Raw genomic sequence first — 17549 nt, 5'->3', positions numbered from 1 at the left:
GCAAATTCATCAATGATGAACATAAGTAGTGGTTTTTTCAAACCCAAGAGGCAGACCGGTTAATAAAAAAAGCAGAAAAAAGAAGCCTGAGCAAAAAAATCACTCAGGCTTCTTTTTTATATCGTGCAAAGATAATTCCACTATAAGGCGAAATATACCTTCAAAAAACTTTAAAACCGTTTTCTATTGCATGTCGAATAAATGTTTTTCAGCATGGTAGGATGAACGTACCAATGGTCCAGATTCGACATACTTGAATCCCATTTCCAAACCAATTTTCTGATATTTCTCAAACTGCGCCGGTGTAATCCACTCGATAACTGGATGGTGAGCTTTCGTAGGTTGTAAATATTGACCAAGTGTCAAAATATGCACCCCAACATTATATAGATCTTGCATTGCCTCGATCACATCTTCTTCTGTTTCACCCAAACCAAGCATAATACCTGATTTCGTACGAAGACCAGCTTCAGAAATTCTGCGTAGGCATTCCAATGAACGATCATATTTCGCTTGAACACGAACTTCTCTTGTCAGACGACGGACAGTTTCCAAGTTGTGGGAAACAACTTCAGGACGAACTGCGATCACGCGATCCAAATTATCCCATTGTCCTTTAAAATCAGGTAAAAGTGTTTCTAAGGTCGTTTCAGGGCTTTCCCTACGGATAGCGTTGATCGTCTCGGCCCAAATAATTGAACCACCATCTTTCAGATCGTCACGATCCACCGAAGTAATCACACAATGTTTTACCTGCATCAATTTAACAGAATTCGCAACCCGATTTGGTTCATCCAAATCTACGGCTAGCGGACGGCCAGTTGCTACCGCACAAAATGAACAAGAACGTGTACAGATATTTCCCAAAATCATGAAGGTTGCCGTTCCAGCACCCCAACATTCGCCCATATTCGGACAATTTCCACTCTCACAAATCGTATGTAATTTATGCTCGTCTACAAGACTTCTGACATGTCTATACTCTTTACCAACAGGCAATTTGACACGCAACCAATCAGGCTTGCGCTGTGCAGGAGTTGCCGGAATAACTGGAAGTTCAATCATACAACAAAGTTAAGGATTAAAAATGTAATTTCTAACCGTCAATTTGTTGGTTTTATATCATAAAAATTGACCGATTATCGGCATTAATAGAATAATGAAACAAAAATTAGGATATTTGTGTTGATTATCATTAATCTAATAACAAAACTATGCGACTGAGCCAATCTTTATCCATGTTGTTACTTGGGAGTGCATCCATCTTTGCTGCACAGGCCCAAACCAACTTTGACATTATACCCAAACCTTCTAAAATCACATTGGCCACAGGTACCTATACTATCCCAACCCATCTTCCGGTTATTGTTTCAGATGAGTTTCAGGAAGCGACCCAATTGCTTACCGAACACCCCGCTATCAAAAGCCTAGCCATCGAAGTACTCAAGAAAAATAAAAAAGGCCCAAAAGAAGGCTTTCGCATTATCAAAGCAGTCGATGCAGACAATCTTAGCAAAAACGCCTACTCCATTCAAATCGATGAAAAAGGCCTACTGCTCAGGTCTTGGAATGTACCTCAGGTTATCAATGGGATATACACCCTCATTCAATTAGGCTATCTACAGGCTGACCCAAGTAAAATAGCCTTTGCGACAATTGTTGATGAACCACGATTTACCTACCGCGGTTTACACCTCGACGTGTCACGCCATTTTATGCCATTGTCTTTTGTAAAAAAATATATCGACATCATGGCTATTTATAAATTCAACAATTTTCATTGGCATCTAACAGATGGTGCTGGATGGCGGCTTGAAATCAAAAAATATCCAGAGTTAACACAAAAGGCTGCCTGGCGTACGCATACAAGCTGGAAAGATTGGTGGAATAATGGCCGTCAATACGTCGAAAAAGGCACCGCAAACGCTAGTGGCGGTTTCTATACGCAAGAAGAAGCACGCGAACTGGTCGATTACGCAGCACGCAAAGGAATCAATGTGATTCCGGAGATAGAAATGCCAGGGCATTCGGAAGAAGTGCTGGCCGTTTATCCCGAACTCTCCTGTTCTGGAAAACCCTACGGTCAAGGAGAATTCTGTATTGGCAATGAAAAAACCTTTGAATTCCTAAAGAATGTACTGGATGAAGTCCTCACCATATTCCCCTCGCAATACATTCATATCGGCGGAGATGAGGCTGAGAAAAAACATTGGGAAACCTGCCCTAAAGATCAGGCACTCATGCAAAAAGAAGGATTAAAGTCTGTCGATGAGCTGCAGAGCTATGCCATCAAACAAATGGACCTTTACCTGCAATCCAAAGGCAGAAAGCTTATTGGTTGGGATGAGATTCTACAGGGAGGCCTCACCGAAGGAGCTACAGTCATGAGCTGGCGCGGTGAAGATGGCGGCATAAAGGCTGCTAATGCCGGTCACGATGTCATCATGACCCCAGGGTCACACCTCTATTTTGATTCCTATCAGACGGACCCTAGAACACAGCCTGAAGCCATCGGCGGATACCTGACACTAGACAAGGTGTATTCCTATGATCCTATTCCAGCGGCCATACAAGGAGATAAAGCCAAACATATCCTTGGTGCGCAAGCAAATATATGGACAGAATATGTACCTACCACAGAACATCTGGAATATATGGTATTCCCACGTGCGCTGGCATTATCGGAGGTCAATTGGACAAATAAGGATGCGAAGAGCTGGACAGACTTTCAACGAAGGTTGCAATCACATTACAAGCTATTACAAGATCTGAGCGTCAATTATTATCGTCCTTCCTTTAATGTCGCTTATACGGCCACATACAATGCAGCTAAAAACAATAATAAAATTACGCTGACAACGGAGCAGCTAAAAACAGATCAGATCCGGTATACTATTGACAGTAGTGAGCCAACGATCCAATCTACCCCCTATACAGGTCCATTTGAATTAAGTTCAACAGGGCATATCAATGCGGCTTATTTTCAAGATTCGATCAAAATCGGCCCAACGCTCTCCTTTGATATTGATATCCACCGCGCCATTGGGAAAAAAGTAACCTACAATACGCAATGGTCGGGATATCCGGCACAGAAAGATTCCACCTTAACAAACGGAATCATGGGCGGTCTTTCCTACCATGATGGCCAATGGCAAGGATTTACAAGCCCGATTGATCTTGTTGTGGATATGGAACGTCGCGAAGAAATCCACCAAGTTGCCATGAATTTCATGCAGATGATTGGCCCCGGCGTTTATATGCCAGGAGAAATGGAAGTCCTGCTTTCGGATAATGGCCGTACCTTCAGATCTGTAGGAACAATCAAAAATGACATATCCGATAAAGAATCCAAGTTGACTTTCAAAAGGTTTGAACTCAAACTTGACAAAGCCCAACAGGCTCGTTATATAAAAATTAAAGCCAGCAATCCAAAAAAAGGCTACTTGTTTACGGATGAAATCATCGTTTATTAAACAAATCAGCCCCATTATTGCCTACGAGTTGGAAAACATACTGCTTATGTTTTCCAACTCGTTTTTGTTTTTTCAGAGCCACTTTTCTAAAAAACTACATTTTTTTTTGAAATATTCTTAAAATAAATAGTTAATTTTCAAAATTTAAAATGTAACTTTGCACTCCGACAAAGCAGTCGGAATGACCCTTCCCCATGAGCTAGTTTTGATTGTCTTTGCTCAGATTTACAATAGGAAATTTAATTTTTTGAACTAGATATAATGCCAAGAAACACTTCCATTAAGTCGGTTTTAATCATCGGATCAGGTCCCATCGTTATCGGTCAGGCTTGCGAATTTGATTATTCTGGATCTCAAGCATCCCTTTCATTGAAAGAAGAAGGTATTGAAGTATCCATCATCAACTCAAACCCTGCAACAATCATGACGGACAAAGTTGTTGCAGACAATGTCTACTTACTTCCATTAACATGCGAAAGTATTGAAGAAATTTTGCAAAAACACAACATTGACGCTGTACTTCCTACCATGGGTGGCCAGACGGCTTTGAACTTATGTATCGAAGCTTCTAACCTAGGTCTTTGGGAAAAATACAACGTAAAAGTTATCGGTGTTGATGTTGCTGCCATTGAAAAAACTGAAAACCGTGAAGAGTTCCGTCAATTAATGGTTGATATCGGTGTGGGCGTTGCAACATCCAAAATTGCAAACTCATTCCTTGAGGGCAAAGAGGCTGCACAAGAAATTGGCTATCCCCTTGTTATACGTCCATCGTATACCCTTGCAGGTACAGGAGGTGGATTTGTTCACAGAAAAGAAGATTTTGATGCAGCCTTAAATAGAGGTTTACATGCTTCACCAACACACGAAGTTTTGGTAGAACAAGCTGTATTGGGCTGGAAAGAATTTGAGTTGGAATTACTTCGCGATACCAACGACAATGTTATCATCATCTGTACCATTGAAAACTTTGATCCAATGGGTATCCATACAGGAGACTCGATCACGGTTGCACCAGGCATGACATTATCAGACAAATGTTATCAAGATATGCGTAATCAGGCTATTCTGATGATGCGTTCAATTGGTACATTTGCAGGTGGTTGTAACGTTCAGTTCTCTGTAAACCCAGAAAACGAAGAAATCATTGCCATCGAAATCAATCCACGCGTATCACGCTCTTCAGCTTTAGCATCGAAAGCAACGGGTTATCCAATTGCGAAGATTGCAGCTAAATTGGCGATCGGTTACAACTTGGATGAATTGCAAAATCAGATTACGAAGACAACATCCGCATATTTTGAACCAACATTAGACTATGTAATTGTTAAGATCCCTCGTTTCAACTTCGATAAATTCAAAGGCGCAAATAAGGAATTAGGTCTACAGATGAAAGCGGTAGGTGAAGTAATGGCAATCGGCCGTACATTTATCGAAGCTTTACAGAAAGCATGTCAATCGTTAGAGACTGGCCGCGCTGGTTTAGGTGCTGACGGTCGTCAATGGAGAAACCTCGACGAAATCATGGATAGTTTGGAACATCCAAGTGGTGACCGCTTATTCCATATCAAAGATGCTTTCGAATTGGGCGTTCCTTTGGAATCTATCCGTAAGGCAACACGTATCGACAAATGGTTCTTAGTTCAAATCCAAGAGTTGGTACACCTTGAGCAAGAATTACGTCGTTATCAATTGAATAATATTCCACGCGACTTCTTCATGACCTTAAAACAAAAAGGTTATTCAGATGTACAAATCGCATGGTTATTAGGAAATGTAACCGAGGATCAAGTTTACGATCGTCGTAAGGAGTTAGGCATCAACCGTGTTTACAAAATGGTCGATACTTGTGCTGCAGAATTCCCTGCACAAACACCATACTACTATTCGACATTCGAAGAAGAGAACGAATCCATCTCTTCAGATAGAAAGAAAATCATCGTTTTAGGTTCCGGTCCAAACCGTATCGGTCAAGGTATCGAGTTTGATTACTCTTGTGTACACGGTTTACTGGCTGCTAAAGAATGTGGTTACGAAGCGATTATGGTCAACTGTAACCCGGAGACTGTTTCGACAGACTTCAATATGGCTGACAAATTATACTTCGAGCCCGTATTCTGGGAGCACGTACGTGAGATCATTGAATTAGAGAAACCAGAAGGTGTTATCGTTCAGTTGGGTGGACAAACGGCTCTTAAAATGGCTGAACGTCTAGAGCAACTTGGCGTAAAAATCATTGGTACCTCATTTGAGAATATGGACTTGGCAGAAGACCGTGGCCGTTTCTCAGATCTATTGAAAGAATTGGAAATTCCATATCCAAGATATGGTGTAGCAACTTCAGCAGAAGAAGCATTACAAGTTGCAAACGAAGTTGGATATCCAGTATTGGTGCGTCCTTCTTACGTATTGGGTGGACAAGGCATGAGCATTGTTATCAACGATGAAGATTTAGAAAAAGCTGTTGTCAACTTGTTGAAAAACCTTCCTGGAAACCATATCCTGATCGACCACTTCTTGGATCGTGCAGAAGAAGCTGAATCAGATTCAATCTGTGATGGTGAAGATGTACACATCATCGGTATGATGGAACACATCGAGCCTGCAGGTATCCACTCTGGTGACTCATCGGCTGTATTGCCGCCATTTGGCCTATCACAAGCTGTTCAGGACAAAATGGAAGAATACTCTATTAAATTAGCAAAAGCGTTAAACGTTCGTGGTCTATTAAATATTCAGTTTGCTGTCAAAGGTGAAAATGTGTATGTCATCGAGGCCAACCCACGTGCATCACGTACCGTTCCTTTCATCGCTAAAGCTTATGATGTTCCTTACATCAATATTGCAACTAAAGTCATGTTAGGCGTTAATAAATTGAAAGACTTCACGATCGAACGTAAGCTGAAAGGATACGCGATTAAAGAACCTGTATTCTCTTTCAATAAATTCCCTGAAGTAGACAAACAATTAGGCCCTGAAATGAAATCAACTGGTGAAGCAATTCGCTTTATCAAAGATCTTCACGATCCTTATTTCAGAGAATTGTACAATCAAAAATCAATGTTTTTGAATGCGCAATAAGGCATATCAATTAAATAGAAAAGGCTTGCAAATGCAAGCCTTTTCTATTTAATATCTTTTACACAGCGGAATCCAACATTATTTGTAGGACTGTTGACCTCCCCTTTTCCTCGGCTTCCGGCTTTATACCTTTCGCAATATTGATCATTGCAAAGAAATGACCCACCCCGCTGAACACGTTTTTCAAGGTTTGGTTCCTGTGGATCATAAGAATCTTGTGGTCCTTTGGGATTAGCCATTGTACTATGCTGATAATAATCAGGCCGATAAAAATCAGCACACCATTCCCAGACATTCCCTTCCATGTCATATAGCCCCAGTGCATTTGCCTGAAATGATTTTACGGGTGCTGTCCCCTCGAATCCATCTTCTTTTGCATCTTGTACAGGAAACTTTCCCTGGTAAATATTTGCGGTCCATTTACCATCAGGCTTCAAATCTTTGCCCCAATAATACAAGTCGTCGTTTGCATCTTTACGTCCTCTAGCCGCATACTCCCATTCCGCTTCTGTAGGTAATCGCTTGCCTGCCCATTTCGCATAAGCTGCGGCATCTTCATAGGCAACCTGAACAACGGGATAATTCATTTTGTCCTTTATCGAGCTGTTCGGCCCCTCGGGATGTTGCCAGTTTGCACCAGGGACATACTCCCACCACATCAGATAATTATTTAATGAATTGAGTTCTTTGGGTTTGGAAAATACAGCCGATCCCGGGACTAACATCTTAGGATCCACCCCCGGAAAATCTTTTGGATCCAGCTCCCGCTCAGCAACAGTTACGTAACCCGTCTCCTTTACAAACTCCGCAAACTGTGCATTTGTAACCTCATGTTCATCCATATAAAATGAATTTAGCTCAACCTGATGTAAAGGCTTACTATCTTCAAAATTTGAACTTCCCATCAAAAATTTGCCCCCTTCGACCAATATCATCTGGTCCGCCGTCTTGTTTTTTAACTGCGTAATTTGGGATTTTATCATACCTGCGCGAGTAGGTATATTTTCACCAACACAACAGGAAAGTGTATCCTTGGTGGAAAATAACGACAAACAGGTCATTAGAGTCAGATTGAATAACATAATTAAAGATAAACATAAAAGGGGAACAATAAAAAGTTCCCCTTCAATAAGTCATTTCATATAAGAGTACTATACACCCAGTTGTATATTTTCTTTTTTCGGCGCTCTAGCACGAATAGGCGTATTTCCACCGCCTTTCAGCGTGATTTCTACCGGTGTATTATTTTTCCATGCACCCTTTGTAAAATCCGGTACATCAACAGTTTTACAATTCTTTTCTACAGATTCAAAACTCAAAGGTACGATACAACTCCATGAAGCAGCATCATAGACATCCTGATCCAAAGGTAATCCATTACGCAAACAGTCAATTAGACGCCAGTCCATCATAAAATCCATACCACCGTGTCCACCGACCTGTTTCGCCTGCTCACCAATATATTTTACCAACTCTGGTGTGTACTTATCATACAGTTCTTTTAATTTCTGTTCTGTAATGAATTCATGACCGAAAGCAATATTCTCCGTAGGATACTTTTGTGCAAATCCTTTGGTGCCACTCAATGTATGCAGTCTAGAATAAGGTCTAGGAGAAGTGACATCATGCTGCAACATAATCGTTTTCCCTTTGGCGGTACGAATAAGCGTTGTATTCATATTACCACGGTATTTTTTCCCTACAAATTCCTGGAAAAAAGAATCCTTTGCCGCTAACTCTTTTGCCTTTTCTCCCATCATAAAATCATTGGAAGACATCGCCACAAGATGATCCATTTTATCCCCTCTATTGATATTTAAGCATTGTGCAACAGGCCCAAGTCCATGAGTAGGGTATAGATTTCCATTTAGTTTTATATTTTCTCTTAGGCGCCACATGTTATCATAGCCATTCTTTGCAAAATTAAGATCCAGCAAATCGTGAATATAAGCACCTTCTGCATGAACGAGTTCGCCAAACAAGCCTTGGCGCACCATATTCAATGTCAGCATTTCGAAGAAATCATAACAGCAGTTTTCCAGCATCATACAATGCTTTTTAGTTGCCTCGGATGTCTTCACTACCTCCCAACAATCCTTGATCGTCAATGCGATCGGAACCTCACAAGCCACGTGATTACCCGCTTTCATAGCAGCAATGCTCATGGGAGTATGATAATCCCATGGGGTACAGATATAGACGAGATCAAGTTTCTCTTCTTTCAATAAGGATTTCCAGCCATCCTCCCCAGAATACGCTTTAGGCGCTGCCAAACCCTTTGATGTAACGATCTTAGTTGCACGCTCCACCCGGTCTGGATGCTTATCGCAAAGCGCAACAATTTCGCAGCCCTCAATATAAGATAAGCGTTCAACAGCACCAGGACCACGCATACCGAGCCCAATTACAGCTACTCGGACTTTATCAATTTTTGGAGCTGCATAACCACACATATTAAACGACGCTGCGGCTGCATTGGCATTAACCAAAGTAGGGAGTGAAACAGCCAGTGATGACAATATACCGGCTTTTTTAAGAAAATCTCTTCTAGAATCCATAATTTAAAGTTCATATAAATTTAGAGGGACCAATTGGTCCCTCTAAAAAATCACCTATTTTAAAACAAACTAAACAGTCAATAGAAAAATCCTTTTGGATCGGATTTATATTTGGTTCTATTTAAAGAACTTAATCTCTATAACAATAATAGAACACTTTTCTCTAAATAAAAAATGAAACTTGAAAGCAATCGTTTGCTTAATCTACACAAACGATTGCTTAAATTTTTATCTTCATTGTTTTTCAATCGATCCTAGCAAATAAGCAGGACGTTCGAGATTCCATCGAAGTCGCCGTCTCTACAATAAATAGCATGTTTAAGGTCGTTAAAGGTTTCCATTCTTAGTGCGAATACACCAATGGAAGCATACAGACTTTACTTCTTCCGATTGCTCCAGGTCAAAGCTTTCTCCTATTCCAGCTAGGTCAAGTAGGAGGAGAGATGAGAAATCCTACAACAGAGCCCCCGCAGCAAGGAAGATCAATGCCTACCTAGACAGCTCGGCTAAGCGAAGGAGCTTCTACAAGCATTGATCCGTTTATCCAGGACTCATCCTATAACTTGCGGCTATAAATAAGGGAGCATTTGGGTTAAGGGCTAATGCTGATGCACCATCCCACTAAAGGACAGTGACAGTTGCAGGGTAGCGGCGGTTGCGGAACAGCTGCCGATGGACCGGGCTCACCGAAGGCCATGTGCTGCGATAACCAACAATGTGGAGGATATGCAATAGCTTGTACATGCAAATACGGAAGTACTTAAACGAAAGAAGCCCTTGACTGTTTCCAGCAAGGGCTTCTGTGTAAAAAAAGGCACCGACCTACTCTCCCACCTGTTACGGCAATACCATCGGCTCTGGCGGGCTTGACTGCTCTGTTCGGAATGGGAAGAGGTAGACACCGCCGATATAGGCACCTAAAAATCTTTATTGGCTGATTCCTTATCGGAACATCAGACCAACTGACATATATATTGAAAGATCATTTTAAAAATTAAAGAGGAAGACAACAGTGTCTGTCTGCTTGAGAAAGCTTCGGGCTATTAGTACCACTTGGCTTTGGTCTCTCAACCTTTACACCTATGGCCTATCAACGTAGTCATCTTCTACGACCCTATAAGGAAGTCTCATCTCGTGGCTAGTTTCGCACTTAGATGCTTTCAGCGCTTATCTATTCCAGACGTAGCTACCCTGCCGTACACCTGGCGGCATAACAGGTTCACCAGAGGTCTGTCCAACCCGGTCCTCTCGTACTAAGGTCAGATCCACTCAAACTTCCAACGCCCACAACAGATAGGGACCGAACTGTCTCGCGACGTTCTGAACCCAGCTCGCGTGCCACTTTAATGGGCGAACAGCCCAACCCTTGGGACCTTCTCCAGCCCCAGGATGTGACGAGCCGACATCGAGGTGCCAAACCTCCCCGTCGATATGAGCTCTTGGGGGAGATCAGCCTGTTATCCCCAGCGTACCTTTTATCCTTTGAGCGATGGCCCTTCCATACAGAACCACCGGATCACTATGTCCGTCTTTCGACCCTGTTCGACTTGTCGGTCTCACAGTCAAGCAAGCTTATGCCATTGCACTCCGCGTACGGTTACCAAGCGTACTGAGCTTACCTTTGAAAGCCTCCGTTACCTTTTTGGAGGCGACCACCCCAGTCAAACTACCCACCAAACAATGTCCTCGGTAAGACCGAGTTAGAAACCGAATACAGAAAGGGCGGTATTTCAAGGTTGATTCCATGACTCCTGGCGAAGCCACTTCAACATCTCCCGCCTATCCTACACATCCTGTACCCAATCTCAATGTTAAGCTATAGTGAAGGTGCATGGGGTCTTTCCGTCCCGTTGCGGGTAATCGGCGTCTTCACCGATACCACAATTTCACCGAGCTCATGGCTGAGACAGCGCCCAGATCGTTACACCATTCGTGCAGGTCGGAACTTACCCGACAAGGAATTTCGCTACCTTAGGACCGTTATAGTTACGGCCGCCGTTTACTGGGGCTTCGATTCAATGCTTCTCTTGCGATGACATCCCCTCTTAACCTTCCAGCACCGGGCAGGTGTCAGGCCTTATACTTCATCTTGCGATTTTGCAAAGCCATATGTTTTTGTTAAACAGTCGCCTGGGCCTTTTCACTGCGGCTGCTCTTCTCAGAGACAGCGCCCCTTCTCCCGAAGTTACAGGGCCATTTTGCCGAGTTCCTTAGCCATGACTCACTCGAGCACCTTAGGATTCTCTCCTCGACCACCTGTGTCGGTTTGCGGTACGGGTCTTCATAACCTGAAGCTTAGCGGGTTTTCTTGGAAGTCTGTTTACCTGCTCTATCAGCGCCACCGAAGCTTTGCTGTACTATTGGGGTTCAGCTAGAGTTGCGGATTTGCCTACAACTCCAATACCTACGCCTTTCAACGAACTATTCCGTCAGTTCGCGGCAGTGTCACTACTCCGTCACCACATCGCAGTTATGAAGAGTACTGGAATATTAACCAGTTGTCCATCGGCTTGCCCCCTTCGGGTGCGCCTTAGGTCCCGACTGACCCTGATCCGATTAACGTTGATCAGGAAACCTTAGTCTTTCGGTGGGCGGGTTTCTCACCCGCCTTATCGTTACTTATGCCTACATTTGCTTTTCCATAACCTCCACAGTTCATTGCCAAACTGCTTCCCCGGCGATGGAATGCTCCCCTACCAGATGCATATATTTCAATGCAAATCCATAGCTTCGGTACCGTTCTTGATGCCCGTTTATTATCCACGCCCGGCCGCTCGACTAGTGAGCTGTTACGCACTCTTTAAATGAATGGCTGCTTCCAAGCCAACATCCTAGCTGTCTGGGCAACCGGACCTCGTTAGTTCAACTTAGAACGAATTTGGGGACCTTAGCTGATGGTCTGGGTTCTTTCCCTCTCGGCCTTGGACCTTAGCACCCAAAGCCTCACTGCCGGCTATATTTGATAGCATTCGGAGTTCGTCTGGATTTGGTAGGATTTGACTCCCCCGCACCCAATCGGTAGCTCTACCTCTATCAAACTCTACGCCGACGCTGTTCCTAAAAACATTTCGGGGAGTACGAGCTATTTCCCAGTTTGATTGGCCTTTCACCCCTACCCTCAGGTCATCCGGAAACTTTTCAACGTTTATCGGTTCGGTCCTCCATTACATGTTACTGCAACTTCAACCTGCCCAAGGGTAGATCACAAGGTTTCGCGTCTACCTCATCTGACTATGCGCCCTATTAAGACTCGCTTTCGCTTCGGCTGCGTCCCTGAAGGACTTAACCTTGCCAGACAAGAGTAACTCGTAGGCTCATTATGCAAAAGGCACGCTGTCACAGAATCTCTCTGCTCCAACCGCTTGTAAGCACACGGTTTCAGGTTCTTTTCACTCCCCTGTTCGGGGTTCTTTTCACCTTTCCCTCACGGTACTGGTTCACTATCGGTCTCTCAGGAGTATTTAGCCTTACCAGATGGTGCTGGTGGATTCCCACAGGATTTCTCCGGTCCCGCGGTACTCAGGATACCACTATGTCAACATTCTTTACCTGTACGGGGCTCTCACCCTTATCGCGCAGTTTCCCACCTGCTTCCAGTTCATAGCGCTGTACAATCTCGTGGTCCTACAACCCCGGCCATGCCGTAACATGATCGGTTTGGGCTCTTTCCCGTTCGCTCGCCACTACTTGGGAAATCATTGTTATTTTCTTCTCCTACGCCTACTTAGATGTTTCAGTTCAGCGCGTTCGCGTTTTATACGACTATTCTTCAAATAGTCAGGTTGCCCCATTCGGAAATCTCTGGATCAAGTCGCATTTGCCAATCCCCAAAGCTTATCGCAGCTTATCACGTCCTTCTTCGCCTCTGAGAGCCTAGGCATCCCCCGTGTGCCCTTATTTACTTTCTTCACCGGCATAGCCTTTTGCTACTATGCGGCTGCTTTTGATATATATACCCGTATGCTACGCAAAGATTCGTTCGGCCTTGACCGAGGGTCTCCTCTTTACATCAAACACATACACGTATTGTCTCTACTGTTGTCTTCTCTTGTAATTTTTTTTCTCTTTCAATATGTCAAAGAACTCTTTTTCCGGTTTTTATTCTGGAGCATCTGTCGATGTTCCTTCCGGAGATGTGGAGAATAACGGATTCGAACCGTTGACCCCCTGCGTGCAAGGCAGGTGCTCTAGCCAGCTGAGCTAATTCCCCGTACTTTTCGTAGTCCCGAGCAGATTTGAACTGCTGACCCCTACATTATCAGTGTAGTGCTCTAACCAACTGAGCTACGGGACTAGCTTATCTTGTTCATCTCTTTCTCTCGGTCCTGCTCCTTTCGGGGCGGGCACTTTCTTCTGATGTTTTCTTCTTGTCAATCATATGTAACGTGACGAGCACCGATCTTCGATACTCTAGAAAGGAGGTATTCCAGCCGCACCTTCCGGTACGGCTACCTTGTTACGACTTAGCCCCAATTATCGGTTTTACCCTAACACGCTCCTCGCGGTAACATGCTTTAGGTACCCCCAACTTTCATGGCTTGACGGGCGGTGTGTACAAGGCCCGGGAACGTATTCACCGCGTCATTGCTGATACGCGATTACTAGCGAATCCAACTTCATGGGGTCGAGTTGCAGACCCCAATCCGAACTGTGAATGGCTTTTAGAGATTAGCATCATATTGCTATGTAGCTGCCCGCTGTACCATCCATTGTAGCACGTGTGTAGCCCCGGACGTAAGGGCCATGATGACTTGACGTCGTCCCCACCTTCCTCTCTGTTTGCACAGGCAGTCTGTTTAGAGTCCCCACCTTAAATGCTGGCAACTAAACATAGGGGTTGCGCTCGTTGCGGGACTTAACCCAACACCTCACGGCACGAGCTGACGACAGCCATGCAGCACCTAGTTTCGTGTCCCGAAGGACGAGTGCGTCTCTGCACTCTTCACTAACTTTCAAGCCCGGGTAAGGTTCCTCGCGTATCATCGAATTAAACCACATGCTCCTCCGCTTGTGCGGGCCCCCGTCAATTCCTTTGAGTTTCACCCTTGCGGGCGTACTCCCCAGGTGGATAACTTAACGCTTTCGCTGGGACGCTGGCTGTCTATCGCCAACATCGAGTTATCATCGTTTAGGGCGTGGACTACCAGGGTATCTAATCCTGTTCGATCCCCACGCTTTCGTGCATCAGCGTCAATACCAGCTTAGTGAGCTGCCTTCGCAATCGGAGTTCTAAGACATATCTATGCATTTCACCGCTACTTGTCTTATTCCGCCCACTTCAAATGGATTCAAGCCCATCAGTATCAAAGGCACTGCGATGGTTGAGCCACCGTATTTCACCCCTGACTTAATAGGCCGCCTACGCACCCTTTAAACCCAATAAATCCGGATAACGCTCGGATCCTCCGTATTACCGCGGCTGCTGGCACGGAGTTAGCCGATCCTTATTCTTCCAGTACATTCAGCTATCTACACGTAGATAGGTTTATTCCTGGACAAAAGCAGTTTACAACCCATAGGGCAGTCATCCTGCACGCGGCATGGCTGGTTCAGGCTTCCGCCCATTGACCAATATTCCTTACTGCTGCCTCCCGTAGGAGTCTGGTCCGTGTCTCAGTACCAGTGTGGGGGATTCTCCTCTCAGAGCCCCTAGACATCGTCGCCTTGGTAAGCCGTTACCCTACCAACTAGCTAATGTCACGCGAGCCCATCTCTATCCTATAAATATTTAATCAACTGAACATGCGAACTGTTGATGTTATGCGGTGTTAATCTCTCTTTCGAGAGGCTATCCCCCTGATAGAGGTAGGTTGCTCACGCGTTACGCACCCGTGCGCCACTCTCACCAATGGTAGCAAGCTACCACCGGATCCCGTCCGACTTGCATGTATTAGGCCTGCCGCTAGCGTTCATCCTGAGCCAGGATCAAACTCTCCATTGTAAAATGAAGTTTTTGATTCCAACTATTTACATAATCAGAATTCTTTTTTATATCTCTGATCTTGGATCGAATTGAACTAATTCTTGAATTTGTTCATGACTTTCGACTTTCGTCTGTCTACTCGTCACGCTTACATGATTGTGTTTTCTTAAAGAACTTTTGCCGCTTCAACTTCCGTATCCGCTATATTCCGATAGGCATTGCGCCTCTCTTTATCTTTTTTTTTGTTTTTCCTCCGTTTCCGTTGGGACTGCAAAGGTAGAAATCTTTTCTGAACTTCCAAAAACTTTTTCAAGTTTTTTTTCTTTTCTCTTTCTTCGATTTCCGCGTTTAAAATAAACTCAGCGGGATTTTAAATCCTGTCAAACTCTCTTAAACCCTTCTTTTTTCATGATTCCTTCTTTCGAAGCAACCGTGCCTCCCTTGCGGAGTGGTGCAAAGATAGGGAGTTTAAACACAAACTTCCAAGCCTTTTGTTCTTATTATTTTCATTTTTCCCTTAACTGCCTGTAACGGTGCGAGATTCTTTTTGGTTTTTGGTAGCGGCAGGTGCAGCAGCTGGCAAATAACGGCTGATCCTGGCGCAGAATAGGGCCGCAGAATAACCCCTTTCATAACTATACTTTCTTACCCTTTTAGTTAGGGTTTAGTTAGGGTTTGTTTAGGGTTAGTTTAGGTATAGTATAGGTAAGACCTAAACTAAACCTAACTTAATGCTAGGCTAAACATAAACAAAAGCTAAACTAAGAAATAAGAAGTCCTCAACTCTTCTTTATTTAGAGGGGACCATGGGATCGTTCGGGGATAGGACTACGGATACAGCGCAGAGCCTGCAGACGGAAATTTCTGCGGAAGTCATTAAAGCAACAGGCCGTCTCCGCCAGCGCAAGACTGCCAGTCGAAAAATCAACAATTGAAGGAATACAAAAAAACAAGGGGTATCGTATTCTTTCCGTGTTGAGTCCGTTTTGACTCCGAGTCTAGCATGGAATCAGGATACTTTCAAGATAGACACATCCTGCTCGCAGGACGAAGCTAAATCCTAGTTAGGCCCTAGCTAACCCCATTCAAAACCGAATCAAGGCCGGATACAAGCTCAACCGCAGCCAGACCTCTCTCCTAGAAATACCAGAAAACAGCCGAAAAATACCAAAAATGCGGGCTCGCACAGGATAAATATGCCGAAAAGTCGCTTTTTCACAACGAAAGTTTACATTATGAAAAAGCATTCAGCCCGGTAATATCCTGCCCTGTGATCAACAAATGAATATCGTGAGTTCCTTCATAGGTAATCACAGATTCGAGATTCATCATATGCCGCATAATAGGAAAATCTCCCACTATCCCCATCCCACCAAGAATCTGTCTTGATTCACGGGCAATCTGTAAGGCCATATTCACATTATTCCGTTTTGCCATTGAGATTTGCTGAGGCGTAGCTTTCCCTTCATTCTTAAGCATTCCTAAACGCCAAGACAACAGTTGCGCCTTGGTTATTTCTGTTAAAAATTCTGCGAGCTTCTTTTGTTGCAACTGGAAACCAGCAATCGGTTTATCAAATTGATGTCGCTCCAATGCATATTGCACGGCAGTTTCATAACAGTCTATCGCTGCGCCAATCACCCCCCATGAAATTCCATACCTTGCTGAATTCAAACAGGAAAGCGGTCCACGCATAGAATTTACATCGGGGAGTATATTTTCCGCTGGAATATATACATCATGAAAAACCAATTCGCCTGTTTTAGACGCCCGCAGGGACCATTTATGCAAGGTCTCTGGCGTTTCAAAACCTGCCATTCCGCGTTCTACAATCACCCCCCTCACTTTTCCAGCCTCATCTCGTGCCCAAACGACAGCAATATCGCAGATCGGTGAATTTGTGATCCACATTTTGGCTCCATTTAATAAAAAACCGTCCCCCTTAGCTGTCAATTTCGTTTCCATTCCACCTGGATCAGATCCGTGGTTGGGCTCGGTCAAACCAAAAGATCCGATCAGCTCCCCGGATGCCAGTCGGGGCAGATATTTAAGACGCTGCTCTTCGCTGCCATAAGTATAAATAGGAAACATCACTAAAGAGGATTGCACAGATGCAGCCGAACGAATCGCCGAATCGCCCGCCTCCAATTCCTGCATAATTAAACCATAGGAAATCTGATCTAAGCCTGCTCCACCATACTCAGCGGGAATATAGGGGCCCAATGCTCCAATGGCACCCAACTTAGGCATCAAGCCTTCCATAGCCCGATGTTCCTGCGCCGCATCTTCAATAAAAGGCTTTATCTCTGTTTTCACAAAATCGCGCACAGCCTGCCGTATCAGTTTATGTTCTTCGGACAGTAAATCGTCCATTTGATAATAATCGATATTAATCTGTTTTATCATGATATAGTCTACATTAGCTTATCTAAGATAACGATTATTTTTAACTGAACAATATTCACAACAAACTTGATAATAAAAAATTTATTTCATACATTTAAACTATTCCAC

6 protein-coding genes, 2 tRNA genes and 3 rRNA genes are annotated in these 17549 nt (G+C 44.0%); 2 read left to right on the top strand and 9 right to left on the bottom strand.

Features of this window, described 5'->3' with window-relative positions:
* Positions 1-183: 183 nt before the first annotated feature.
* Positions 184-1065 (bottom strand): lipoyl synthase, encoded by an 882-nt coding sequence (gene lipA / locus AB1Z56_RS23945; RefSeq protein ID WP_046672297.1) that lies wholly within the window; start codon positions 1063-1065, stop codon positions 184-186.
* Positions 1066-1214: 149 nt separating this feature from the next.
* Here lipA and AB1Z56_RS23940 point away from each other — a divergent pair, with 149 nt between their 5' ends.
* Positions 1215-3473, top strand: coding sequence for a beta-N-acetylhexosaminidase (locus AB1Z56_RS23940; protein ID WP_426790355.1), 2259 nt, complete (start codon positions 1215-1217; stop codon positions 3471-3473).
* 261 nt (positions 3474-3734) lie between these two features.
* A complete protein-coding gene (gene carB / locus AB1Z56_RS23935; RefSeq protein ID WP_313268837.1) occupies positions 3735-6554 on the top strand; it encodes a carbamoyl-phosphate synthase large subunit in 2820 nt (939 codons plus the stop codon).
* Between the two features lie 44 nt (positions 6555-6598).
* On the opposite strand, the gene AB1Z56_RS23930 is transcribed toward carB, so the two are convergent.
* The 8 genes from AB1Z56_RS23930 to AB1Z56_RS23895 all read right to left on the bottom strand — a co-directional run bounded on the left by AB1Z56_RS23930 (position 6599) and on the right by AB1Z56_RS23895 (position 17441).
* Entirely contained in the window at positions 6599-7537 is a 939-nt protein-coding gene (locus AB1Z56_RS23930; RefSeq protein ID WP_426790354.1) for a formylglycine-generating enzyme family protein, read from the bottom strand.
* Positions 7538-7705: 168 nt separating this feature from the next.
* Entirely contained in the window at positions 7706-9112 is a 1407-nt protein-coding gene (locus AB1Z56_RS23925; protein ID WP_309364773.1) for a Gfo/Idh/MocA family protein, read from the bottom strand.
* A gap of 809 nt (positions 9113-9921) precedes the next feature.
* Positions 9922-10033 (bottom strand): 5S ribosomal RNA (rrf, locus tag AB1Z56_RS23920).
* Positions 10034-10136: 103 nt separating this feature from the next.
* Positions 10137-13020, bottom strand: a 23S ribosomal RNA gene (locus tag AB1Z56_RS23915).
* A 228-nt stretch (positions 13021-13248) separates the two neighbouring features.
* Positions 13249-13322 (bottom strand) — tRNA-Ala (locus AB1Z56_RS23910).
* Positions 13323-13332: 10 nt separating this feature from the next.
* Positions 13333-13406, bottom strand: a tRNA-Ile gene (locus AB1Z56_RS23905).
* Positions 13407-13526: 120 nt separating this feature from the next.
* Positions 13527-15053, bottom strand: a 16S ribosomal RNA gene (locus tag AB1Z56_RS23900).
* Together the 16S, 23S and 5S rRNA genes with 2 tRNA genes alongside form the textbook arrangement of a ribosomal RNA operon.
* Before the next feature lie 1215 nt (positions 15054-16268).
* Entirely contained in the window at positions 16269-17441 is a 1173-nt protein-coding gene (locus tag AB1Z56_RS23895; RefSeq protein WP_313266088.1) for an acyl-CoA dehydrogenase family protein, read from the bottom strand.
* Positions 17442-17549: the final 108 nt, after the last annotated feature.

The organism is Sphingobacterium sp. WOUb80 (assembly GCF_050058145.1).
Taxonomy (GTDB): Bacteria; Bacteroidota; Bacteroidia; order Sphingobacteriales; family Sphingobacteriaceae; genus Sphingobacterium.
The sequence above is the reverse complement of the archived record's forward strand: the minus strand, read 5'-3'. Positions and strand labels throughout refer to the sequence as shown.

Excerpts from the sequence above, each read along its gene's own strand:
- AB1Z56_RS23925 (WP_309364773.1), bottom strand. The coding sequence starts at position 9,112 with ATGGATTCTAGAAGAGATTTTCTTAAAAAAGCCGGTATATTGTCATCA.
- AB1Z56_RS23895 (WP_313266088.1), bottom strand. The coding sequence starts at position 17,441 with ATGATAAAACAGATTAATATCGATTATTATCAAATGGACGATTTACTG.
- lipA (WP_046672297.1), bottom strand. The coding sequence starts at position 1,065 with ATGATTGAACTTCCAGTTATTCCGGCAACTCCTGCACAGCGCAAGCCT.
- carB (WP_313268837.1), top strand. The coding sequence starts at position 3,735 with ATGCCAAGAAACACTTCCATTAAGTCGGTTTTAATCATCGGATCAGGT.
- AB1Z56_RS23940 (WP_426790355.1), top strand. The coding sequence starts at position 1,215 with ATGCGACTGAGCCAATCTTTATCCATGTTGTTACTTGGGAGTGCATCC.
- AB1Z56_RS23930 (WP_426790354.1), bottom strand. The coding sequence starts at position 7,537 with ATGATAAAATCCCAAATTACGCAGTTAAAAAACAAGACGGCGGACCAG.